This is a genomic window from Bradyrhizobium sp. P2_E8 (assembly GCF_056403875.1).
This window is the reverse complement of sequence record NZ_JBFUES010000153.1, coordinates 1-10,457: the sequence shown is the minus strand read 5'-3', so window position 1 is coordinate 10,457 and position 10,457 is coordinate 1. Positions and strand designations below refer to the sequence as shown.

The window sequence follows — 10,457 nt, the reverse complement described above, 5'->3', positions numbered from 1 at the left end:
CGTCGACGCCGTGCTCGACGTCTATTTCCGCCAATGCGCGATTCTGGTGACGGCGCGCGATCTGGCGGTGATGGCGGCAACTCTCGCCAATCGCGGCATCAATCCGGTGACGGGCGCGCAGGTGATCACGCCGCACATCGTCGCCCGCACGCTGTCGGTAATGACGAGCTCGGGCATGTACGACTATGCGGGCGAGTGGACCTATCGCGTCGGCATCCCCGCCAAGAGCGGCGTCGGCGGCGGCATCGTCGCGGCGCTGCCCTCGCAGCTGGGACTGGGCACCTTCTCGCCGCTGCTCGACAATCACTTCAACAGCGTCCGCGGCTTGAAGGTCTGCGAGGCGCTGTCGGCGCGGTTCGATCTGCACATGCTCAACCGCAATGCCGACGTCCGTACCAGCATCATGGCGGACTACGACGTCTACGGCATCTCCTCGCGCCGCAGCCGCCAGCCGCACGAGCAGCAGATCCTCGACGAGCGTCACAGCGACATCCGCATCCTCGAGCTCGTCGGCGCGCTGAATTTCGGCACCATCGATTACGTCACGCGAAGACTCAGCAGTGAGCCGCCGAACGCGCCGCTATTGATCATCGATTTCCGCCGCGTGCCTGACATCACCGCGGCCGGTGCGGAGCTTCTGGGCGAGACGCTGACAGCGCTCGGCAATGCCGGCGTCACCGCGATTCTGTCCGGCCTCGAGGAGACCTCCGCGGTCTGGGCCGCGATCTCCGCGCGCATGGGGGAACCGCGACGGCTGCGCCGCTTCGCGCTGCTCGACGATGCCATCGAATGGGCCGAGGACCAGGTGATCTACCGCTTCGGCGGCTTCACCGACGTGAAGGAGAGCGCGCATCTCGGCGAGCAGGCGCTGCTGGCCGAGCTCGACGCGGACGAGATCGCCGCGATCGTGAAACTATCGACCACGCGCCACTACGCCGCCGGCCAGCGCATCATCGCCGCCGGCGAGCCCGCCAATTCGCTGTTCTTCCTGCAGAGTGGCATGGTCAGCGTGAAGCTGCGGAGCGGCGTGCGGCTGGCCTCGCTCGGTCCCGGCATGGAGTTCGGCGAGATGGCGATCCTGGAGAGAACCCGCAGCGCCGACGTGTTTGCCGATACGCCAGTTGCCTGCCTCGAACTGCCGCTCGACCGCTTTGCCGACTACCGCCGCCTGCACCCGGAGACGTCGCTGAAGATCATGCGCAACCTCGCCGCGATCCTGGCGCGGCGGCTGGTTCTCGCGAATGCCAAGGTGGATCTGCTGAGCGCGTATTAGGGGGCGGGGCCTCCCTAATTCGCACCACCCGCGGGGATCGGCTCCATGCCGCTCGCAATGATCGTGTCGCGGGCGGCGGGGGAGGCGAGGAACTTGATCAAGGCCCGGCCAGCATCGGGTTCTTTCGAAACGGTCGCGATGCCGGCTGAGAAGATCGTGATCTTCTGCAGTTCGTTCGGCAGCGGTCCGACGATATCGATGCCCTGCACCGGCTTCAGTTCGCTGATCTGCTGAAAGCCCAGTTCGGCCTCACCATGCGCGACGATCTCGCCGACCGGCGTGGCCGGGATCTTGCGCGCCTTGTCCTTCATGACATCGGCAATGCCGAGCTTGTCGAACATCTCGGTCGAGACGTAGACGCCGCTGGCGCTATCCGAGTAAGCGATTGTCTTCGCCGCCAGCAGCGCACGCTTGACTGCCTCCGCCGAGCTGATGTCCGGCTTCGGCGCGCCCGACTTCACCGCGATCCCGATCGGCGACCTGGTCAGATCGACCTGGCTGCCGGCAACGACCTTGCCCTTGCTGGCGAGGTCGGTGAGGGCATAGCCTACCATGATCAGGACATCGGCCGGTTCGCCGCGCTCCAGCCGGACCGGGATCGCATTGGTGGTGGTGCCCATCGACGGCCCGAACGCCGTCAGCACCTTGTGGCCGGTGGCTTTCTCGAACTCCGGCACGAGCGCCTGATAGGCCGCCGTCAGACCGCCGGAAATCATCACCCGGACCTCGGCAGCGTCGGACGCGCCAGTCAGCCACAGGACGCCCAAAAGGCCCAAGGCAAGGTTACGGAATGTTGCTGATGTCGATTTCATTGTCGCTCGTCTCCAGCTAACCCCTGCCGCGATAGGGCGCGACGCCTTGCTCCGGGACCCACAGGCCCTTCGGCACCCGGCCGGTCTGCCAGAACACGTCGATCGGGATGCCGCCGCGCGGATACCAGTAGCCGCCGATGCGGAGCCATTTCGGCTTTATCTCGGAGGCGATGCGCTTGCCGATCATCACGGTGCAATCCTCGTGGAAGGCGCCATGATTGCGGAAGCTCGCGATGTAGAGTTTCAGCGATTTCGACTCCAGCAGCCATGGGCCGGGCGCGTAGTCGATCATCAGATGCGCGAAATCCGGTTGTCCCGTGACCGGGCACAGCGAGGTGAATTCCGGCACGGTGAAGCGCACCAGATAGTCGGTGCCCTTTTGCGGATTGGGCACGCGGTCGAGCTGGGCTTCTTCCGGTGTGTGCGGCCATTCGACCGCGCGGCCGAGCTGGAGGGATTTTTTCGCCATCGTCGTCACATCCTTTTGCGGATGCCGGGATGGACGCAATTGGAGCTGCCGTCAACCAGTGGCGATGGTCTGGATCATGACGATCCGGTCGTTGCCGGACTCGCAGCCCCAGAGCTCGCCCGGCCTGCCGTCGAGCTGGCGGACATTGGCATTTGGCTTGTCGCTGGCGAAGACGTTGAACCGCTCGGTCGCGGGATCGAAGCGGACGATGGCATTGGCGGAGAAATCGGTCAGCCAGACCTTGTCCTTGTCATCGACATAAACCGCGTAGGTGCGGGGACGCTCGCCCGGCAGCTTCCAGGTCTTCCAGGAGCCGTCAGCGGGATCGTGCACCGACACATGGCCGCTGTTCCACTCGCTGACCCAGATCCGGCTCTTCGAATCCGACCAGACGCGCCGCGATCCCTGGCTCGGCGTTGGCGGCTCGACCACATTGGCGTTGCCGGTCGCAAGATCGATCTTCGCGATATAGCTGCCGGCGAGCGAGGCGTACCAGACGTCGCCCTTGGGCGTCACCGTGATGCCATAGGGGCCGACGCCCTTGGGCGCCCGGAACACATTCATCTCGCCCGATTTGGGCGCAAGCCGGCCGTAATAGCCGGACTGGCCGGTGAACCAGTAGGTGCCGTCCTTGTCGAACACTCCGGTATTGAGATTGGCGGAGGCGAATTTTTCGGGCAGGCGGAACAGCGTGACCTTGAGGTCCTTGGGCTCCACCCGCGCGATCGCGTTCTGGCCGCCCTCGGTGATCCAGGGCGCGCCATCGGGGCCGATCGTCACGCCATGCGGCGCGGCGCCCTGGCCGAGGCTGACGGTCTTGAAGGTGCCATCCTTCGGATCGAGCCTGCCGAGCATGCCCTTGCCCTGCGCGGTGAACCAGACCGTGCCGTCGGGAGCCGGGGCGAGGTCGTGCAGGCCGATCCCGGCACTGATGGGGAAATATTTTGTCCGGAACGGGCCCTCCTGCGCAAAAGATGGGCGAACGGCGAGGAGGGCAGCGCTGGAGCCGAGAAACTGGCGGCGATTCATGGCGTTACCCCGACTGTTTCAGATTGAGGTTGGACGCGCGGACCAGATGCCGTCAAGTTTAGTCCTGGGCAATTCGCGCGTCAGTCGAAGCACGCCGTCCAAGCGTTCACATTTGCTTGCGCTCCGTGTAAGACCCGCGGCGAACCGATCAAATCTAACGAACGGAAGTGCAACATCATGACCGCCATCATCGACATCATCGGCCGCGAAATCCTCGACAGCCGTGGCAATCCCACCGTCGAGGTCGACGTCGTGCTGGAAGATGGCGCGCTCGGCCGCGCCGCGGTGCCGTCAGGCGCCTCCACCGGCGCCCATGAGGCGGTGGAACTGCGCGACGGCGACAAGGCCCGCTATCTCGGCAAGGGCGTCACCAAGGCGGTCGGCGCCGTCAACGGCGAGATCTTCGAGGCCTTGAGCGGCCTCGATGTCGAGCAGCAGGCCCAGATCGACCAGATCATGATCGATCTCGACGGCACGCCGAACAAGAGCCGCCTCGGCGCCAACGCCATCCTCGGCGTCTCGCTCGCCTGCGCCAAGGCGGCCGCGAACTCGCTCGACATGCCACTCTACCGTTACGTCGGCGGCACCTCGGCGCGGCTGTTGCCGGTGCCGATGATGAACATCATCAATGGCGGCGTGCATGCCGACAACCCGATCGACTTCCAGGAGTTCATGATCCTGCCGGTCGGCGCGTCGAGCTTTGCCGAGGGCCTGCGTTACGGCGCGGAGGTTTTCCACACGCTGAAGTCGGAGCTGAAGAAGGCCGGCCACAACACCAATGTCGGCGACGAGGGCGGCTTTGCCCCGAACCTGCCGTCGGCGGACGCCGCGCTCGAATTCGTCATGAACGCGATCGGCAAGGCCGGCTTCAAGGCGGGCAGCGACATCGTGATCGGCCTCGACTGCGCCTCGACCGAGTTCTTCAAGGACGGCAAATACGTCTATGAAGGCGAGGGCAAGACCCGTTCGATCTCCGAGCAGGCCAAGTACCTCGCAGACCTGGTTGCGCGTTATCCGATCGTGACCATCGAGGACGGCATGTCGGAAGACGACATGGACGGCTGGAAGGAGCTCACCGATCTCATCGGCAAGAAGTGCCAGCTCGTCGGCGACGATCTCTTCGTCACCAACGTCAAGCGCCTCGCCGAAGGCATCAAGGCGGGCCGGGCCAACTCGATCCTGATCAAGGTCAACCAGATCGGCACGCTGACCGAGACGCTCGCCGCCGTCGAGATGGCGCACAAGGCCGGCTACACCTCCGTCATGTCGCACCGCTCCGGTGAGACCGAGGATTCCACCATCGCCGACCTCGCGGTGGCCACCAACTGCGGCCAGATCAAGACTGGCTCCTTGGCGCGTTCCGACCGCACCGCCAAATACAATCAGCTCCTGCGCATCGAGCAGCAGCTCGGCAAGCAGGCGCTCTACGGCGGCAAGGCGGCACTGAAGGCGCTGGCATAAGCCAGCGCTTCGACAAGGACTGGGAGGATCGACATGAGCGATGGCAAGACCGGACTGCAACTGCGTTCGCTGATCAAGGCGAGTGGCGAACTGGAAATCTCGCTTCTCGACGTGCCGACCCCCGAGCCCGCCGAGGACGAGGTCGTCGTCCGCGTCGAGGCGGCGCCGATCAACCCGTCGGATCTCGGCCTGCTCGTCGGCGCCGCCGACATGAGCACGGCCAAGGCCTCCGGCACAAAGCAGGCGCCCGTCATCACCGCGAAAGTGCCTGACGGTGCGATGCGCGCGATGGGGGCGCGGCTCGACCAATCCCTGCCGGTCGGCAATGAAGGTGCCGGCGTCGTCGTCAAGACCGGCTCGTCGGACGCTGCGAAGGCGCTGATGGGCAAGACGGTCGCGATGATCGGYGGCGCCATGTACTCGCAATTCCGGACCCTGAAGGCGAGGGACTGCCAGCCATTGCCTGACGGCACGACGGCGGCGGAGGGCGCGTCCTGGTTCGTCAATCCACTCACCGCGCTCGGCATGACCGAGACCATGCGGCGCGAAGGCCACAAGGCGCTGGTGCATACCGCGGCCGCCTCCAACCTCGGGCAGATGCTGAACAAGATCTGCATCAAGGACGGCATCCCGCTCGTCAACATCGTGCGCAGCAAGGAGCAGGCAGAGATCCTGAACAAGATCGGCGCCAAATACGTCGTCGACTCCAGCGTGCCGAGCTTTCTCGACGATCTCACGGCCGCGCTGGTCGAGACCGGCGCCACCATCGCTTTCGATGCCATCGGCGGCGGCAAGCTTGCCGGCGACATCCTCAACTGCATGGAAATCGCGATCAACAAGACCGCAAAGGAATACAGCCGCTACGGCTCCAGCGTGCACAAGCAGGTCTACGTTTACGGCGCGCTGGATATCCGTCCGATCGAACTGCCGCGCGGCTTCGGCATGGCCTGGGGCGTCGGCGGTTGGCTGCTGACCCCGTTCCTCCAGAAGATCGGTCCGGCCGATATCGGACGGCTGCGACAGCGCGTCGTGAATGAATTGAAGACCACCTTCGCCAGCCACTACACCAAGGTGGTGTCGCTTCCCGAGGCGCTCGATCCCGCCAACATCGCGGTCTACGCCAAACGGGCCACCGGCGAAAAATTCCTCATCAACCCGAATAAGTCGTGACGAGCGACGGCGTCCAGGCCTGATCGAATCTATGCCTGGGCCGTGGGGAGAATGACGATCTCGCCGACGTCCACACTATCCGGCTGCGCTATCGCGAAGGCCATCGCCTCCGCGATGGCGCTCGCCGGAATGGCCATCGCCTTCATGCTTGCCTGCCCCGCGCGGCGCTGGATCAGAGTGCCGGCGAGGGTTTGGGATGGATCAACGCGCTGGTCGATGCCAGGATCGGCAAGGCCATCAGGCTGATGCACGAAGACGCCGCTCACCCCTGGACCCTGGACGCATTGTCCGAAGCGATCGCCATGTCGCGATCCGCGTTTTCGAAGCGGTTCAAGTCGCTTGTGGGGTTGGCGCCGCTCGACTACCTGCTTCGATGGCGAATGCGACTTGCACGCGATCAGCTGCGACGTGGAGCGACCGTTTCGGCAACGGCCGCGCAGCTTGGATACTCGTCGGAGAGCGCGTTCGGACATGCCTTCAAGCGAGTCTACGGCCATGCACCGAAGCGGTACTGGCGCGGACAGGCCACTGGCGAAAAATTCCCCAACGCCCCAAATAAATTGTCGTGATCTGCGACGGCACCTCACCGAAGGAAGGTCTTGCCTTCTGAGCGAAGCCGGGGATTATTCCGCCGCCATTGAAAGCGGAAAACCGCAAGGGCTCAGAAGGGGACCTCTCCATGACCGATCTCAATCGCCGTCATCTGCTCGCAGGCGCGGCCGCCATCGGTGCGGCTGCCGCCACCGGACTTCGACCGACCATTGCCAACGCCTCAGTGCCGCAAAGCGGGACTCAGGCACCCGGCTTCTATCGCTACAAGGTCGGCAGCTTCGAGTGCACCTCGATCAATGACGGCGCGCGCACCTTCCCGATGCCGGACAAGTTCGTCGTCAACGTCCCGAAGGAAGAAGCCGCAGCCGCCGGCGAGGCCGCCTACATGCCCAAAGGCATGGTCACGGTGCCGTTCAACCCGCAGCTCATCAACACCGGCTCCAAGCTGGTGCTGATCGACACCGGAAATGGAGTCGCCAACCTGGAGCCGAGCAAGGGTGCGGTCGGCCGTACGCTGCAGAACCTCCAGGCCGCCGGCGTCGATCCCAAGAGCATCGACGTCGTGCTGCTCTCGCATCTGCATCCCGACCACACCAACGGCATTCGCCTCGCCGACGGCGCGCTCGCGTTCCCGAATGCGGAGATCATGGTGCCCGGCAAGGACTGGGAGTTCTGGACCAGCGAGGACAACGCCGCCAAGGCCGAGTCCAACGCGATGATGAAGAACTACTTCGCCAACGTGAAGAAGACCTTCGCCGGCCTCGAATCCAAGGTCACCAAGTACGAGTGGGGCAAGGAGGTCGCGCCCGGCATCACCTCGATCGCGACGCCCGGCCATACGCCCGGCCACACCTCGTTTGCGGTCGCGTCCGGCGATTCCAGGGTGTTGATCCAGTCCGATGTCACCAACATTCCGGAGTTCTTCCTGCGCAATCCGGACTGGCACGTGATGTTCGACGCCGATGCCGCGATGGCGCAGCAGACGCGCCACAAATTCTACGACATGGCGGCGGCCGAGAAAGCGACGGTGATCGGCTTCCACTTCACCTTCCCCTCGGTCGGCCATGTCGAGAAGGACGGAGCCAAATATCGCCTGATCCCGTCGGCCTGGAATCCGACGATCTGATCTCGGTTGCGGAATTGCTCGAAACATCAGGCCGCCGCTGGGCAGCCTGATTGTTTTGGGTCGTAGCCCGGATGGAGCGAAGCGTATTGCGGGACCGGCGGAACTTGGGGGCACGACCCCGGATTGCGCTGCGCTCCATCGGGGCTACAGGCCTCAATGTCCTCTTTCGCGAAACTCAATGTTTCCAAATCGGACCGGTTCATGCACTTGCATCCATTGGTCCGGATCGCTTAAGTGCCGCCCGGCACTCCCGCTCAAGTTCTGAGGACACTCTATGGCCTACAATATCGTCGTGATCGCCGGCAGCCTGCGCAAGGACAGTTTTTCGCTGAAGATCGCCAATGCGCTCGCCAAGCTCGCGCCGGCCTCGCTCAAGCTCGAGGTCGTTACGCCGGCGGGTATCTCCTTCTTCAACCAGGACCTCGAGGGCGCGCCGCCCGCGGACTGGCTGGCTTTCCGCGACAAGCTCCAGAAGTCGGACGGCGTTCTGTTCGTCACCCCGGAATACAATCGCGCGATCCCGGGTGTCCTGAAGAACGCCATCGACGTCGCCTCGCGCCCCTATGGCAAGAGCTCGTTCAACGGCAAGCCGGTCGGCATCATTTCGAACTCGCCGGGTCCGCTCGGCGGCGTCAGCGCGGCCAAGACGCTCCAGAACATCCTGCCGGGCATTGCCGGCCCGATCATGCAGCAGCCCGAGATCTACCTGAACGCGGTTGGCGACGCCTTCGATGCGGAGGGGAACCTCGCCAAGGACTCGCTCAAGACCGTGCTCCAGGCCTATATCGACGCCTTCGCCGCACACGTGGCCAAGCATCACGGCTGAGGCCAACACTAGTTCTTCGTCATGCCCGGCCTAAACAACAAGGCCGGGCATGACGATGACGATTGGTGGCGCGGGCAGGGCGCATTAGCGCTCCCTTAACCAAACTCCCCCATCTTCCGAAGATGGTCTCCCGCGCGCGCCTCAAATCGATCCTGACCGGTCTCGCCCTTTACGCGATGGCGGCTGCCATCGTCGGTTATTTCGGCGTCAACGCCTATACCGGCAAATACGGCCTYAACGCCCGCCAGGAACTCGACCAGGAGATCATCGCGCTCACGAGCGAGCTGGCCCAGCTCAAGCGCGAGCGCGCCAGGAGCGAGCAGCGCGTCTCGCTGCTGCGTTCCGCGAGGATCGATCCCGACATGCTGGACGAGCGGGCGCGCTTCCAGCTCGATTACGTCAATCCGCGCGATCTCGTTCGGATGATCCCGCCGAACTAGCGCTTGCGCGGGTTTCGAAACCGGTATCGAAAGCCGGCGCCGAGCCCGGCCGCCTCCTTCTCCATCACGCCAAAAGTCGCAAGACCGCAGTCGCTTTGCCGCCTTGACGCAGCGGCGCCGGCGAGGGCATGGCTTGTAYGGCGCACTGCTCCCCAGGATTGACAGAGATCAATCAGGCCGCGCCGGCACGTCGTAAATTGCCATCCGGAGGAAACGGTGATGAATGGGTCAATGCCCCAGCATCACGCGGCTCGTGTCGAAGCCGCTATTGCATCAGGCCAGGCGGCTCGCTCCGCGCTCGTGGCCTCCTGGCGCCGTTCGTCCCGGTTGCATCATCTCGATCCCTCCGGCCGGGGCTTGCCCCAGCGGCTGACCGACGCGGAACTCCGCGAGGCGCGCGAGCGTATCGCGCCGCTGCTCGCCGCTGCGCAAGGGGCGATGGACCGGCTCTACCAGGCGGTTGGCGCTGCCGGCTGCTGCGTGCTGCTGGCCGACGGCGAGGGGGTGCCGGTGGATCGTCGCGGCACGCGGGCCGACGACACCACCTTTCAATCGTGGGGCCTGTGGACCGGCGCGCTCTGGAGCGAGGAGCACGAGGGCACCAATGGCATCGGCACCTGTGTCGTCGAACAGCGGCCGCTGACGATCGATCGCGACCAGCACTTCTTCACGCGCAACACGCTGTTGAGCTGCACCGCCGTTCCGATCTACGACCACGAGGCGGCGTTTGCCGGCGTGCTCGACGTCTCCTCCTGCCGCGCCGACCGGACCGACGCGTTTTCCAATCTGATCGCGCTTGCGGCGGGCGAGGCGACAAGGCGCATCGAGGCCGACTTGTTCCGCCGGGCTTTCGCCCATGCCCGCATCGTGCTGACATACGCTGCGGACGGCCAGTGCAGCGGCCTCGTCGCGGTCGATGCGGACGACCTCGTGATCGGCGCGACCCGCTCCGCCCGGGTGGGACTGGGGCTCGCGCCCGGCCGGGCGTTGCGTCCCGTCCCCGCGGCCGATCTTCTCGGCGGCGATACGGCGCGCGACCACCTCGCTGGCGGTCAGCGTGCGGTGTTGCAGCGGGCGCTGCTGCGCGCGGGTGGCAATGTTTCGGCAGCCGCCAAGGCCCTCGGCGTCAGCCGCGCCACACTGCACAGGAAGCTCAAGCGGTTCGAGCTGAACCACTGAGGGCCGCAGTCTCCTCTGCCGTCATTGCGAGCGCAGCGAAGCAATCCAGAATCTTTCCGCGGCGGGACTCTGGATTGCTTCGCTGCGCTCGCAAAGACGATGTGGAAGCCGTGTGTGCTC

Annotated in this window: 12 protein-coding genes; 8 read left to right on the top strand and 4 right to left on the bottom strand. The window is 64.9% G+C overall.

Annotated features, from left to right (window positions below; all coding sequences use genetic code 11):
- Positions 1–1,273, top strand: a 1,273-nt coding sequence (locus AC1D00_RS11340) for a glutaminase (RefSeq protein WP_477010736.1), incomplete at its 5' end; no start/stop codon positions are given.
- Between the two features lie 14 nt (positions 1,274–1,287).
- Here AC1D00_RS11340 and AC1D00_RS11335 read toward each other — a convergent pair.
- From AC1D00_RS11335 to AC1D00_RS11325, 3 genes are read right to left on the bottom strand one after another with little or no spacing between them, the layout of a single operon-like run.
- On the bottom strand, positions 1,288–2,085 hold the full coding sequence (locus AC1D00_RS11335) for a substrate-binding domain-containing protein (RefSeq protein ID WP_477010735.1): 798 nt from the start codon (positions 2,083–2,085) through the stop codon (positions 1,288–1,290).
- 16 nt (positions 2,086–2,101) lie between these two features.
- Positions 2,102–2,554: a preQ(1) synthase gene (gene queF, locus AC1D00_RS11330; protein ID WP_038967228.1), complete on the bottom strand. Its 453-nt coding sequence runs from the start codon at positions 2,552–2,554 to the stop codon at positions 2,102–2,104.
- Between the two features lie 51 nt (positions 2,555–2,605).
- The gene (locus AC1D00_RS11325) at positions 2,606–3,583 is read right to left on the bottom strand and encodes a Vgb family protein (RefSeq protein WP_477010734.1); all 978 of its coding nucleotides are present in this window, start codon (positions 3,581–3,583) and stop codon (positions 2,606–2,608) included.
- A gap of 177 nt (positions 3,584–3,760) precedes the next feature.
- Between AC1D00_RS11325 and eno the strand changes: the two genes are divergently transcribed.
- A complete protein-coding gene (eno, locus tag AC1D00_RS11320) occupies positions 3,761–5,044 on the top strand; it encodes a phosphopyruvate hydratase (protein WP_011087562.1) in 1,284 nt (427 codons plus the stop codon).
- A gap of 33 nt (positions 5,045–5,077) precedes the next feature.
- Positions 5,078–6,214, top strand: coding sequence for a zinc-binding dehydrogenase (locus AC1D00_RS11315; RefSeq protein WP_477010733.1), 1,137 nt, complete (start codon positions 5,078–5,080; stop codon positions 6,212–6,214).
- A gap of 29 nt (positions 6,215–6,243) precedes the next feature.
- Here AC1D00_RS11315 and AC1D00_RS11310 read toward each other — a convergent pair whose 3' ends face one another.
- Complete coding sequence (locus AC1D00_RS11310) at positions 6,244–6,480, bottom strand: hypothetical protein (protein WP_477010732.1); 237 nt, start codon at positions 6,478–6,480, stop codon at positions 6,244–6,246.
- On the opposite strand from AC1D00_RS11310, the gene AC1D00_RS11305 reads away from it, so the two are divergent.
- From AC1D00_RS11305 to AC1D00_RS11285, 5 genes are all read left to right on the top strand, one after another.
- Positions 6,460–6,783 carry a helix-turn-helix transcriptional regulator gene (locus AC1D00_RS11305; protein WP_404556624.1) on the top strand — a complete coding sequence of 108 codons (324 nt, stop codon included), beginning with the start codon at positions 6,460–6,462 and terminating at the stop codon, positions 6,781–6,783. The genes AC1D00_RS11310 and AC1D00_RS11305 overlap by 21 nt on opposite strands.
- A gap of 110 nt (positions 6,784–6,893) precedes the next feature.
- Entirely contained in the window at positions 6,894–7,892 is a 999-nt protein-coding gene (locus AC1D00_RS11300; protein WP_477010731.1) for an MBL fold metallo-hydrolase, read from the top strand.
- 274 nt (positions 7,893–8,166) lie between these two features.
- Positions 8,167–8,718 (top strand): NADPH-dependent FMN reductase, encoded by a 552-nt coding sequence (locus AC1D00_RS11295; protein ID WP_135175238.1) that lies wholly within the window; start codon positions 8,167–8,169, stop codon positions 8,716–8,718.
- Positions 8,719–8,840: 122 nt separating this feature from the next.
- A complete protein-coding gene (locus AC1D00_RS11290) occupies positions 8,841–9,158 on the top strand; it encodes an FtsB family cell division protein (RefSeq protein WP_011087554.1) in 318 nt (105 codons plus the stop codon).
- 219 nt (positions 9,159–9,377) lie between these two features.
- Positions 9,378–10,337, top strand: coding sequence for a helix-turn-helix domain-containing protein (locus AC1D00_RS11285; RefSeq protein WP_477010730.1), 960 nt, complete (start codon positions 9,378–9,380; stop codon positions 10,335–10,337).
- The last annotated feature ends 120 nt before the right edge of the window (positions 10,338–10,457 follow it).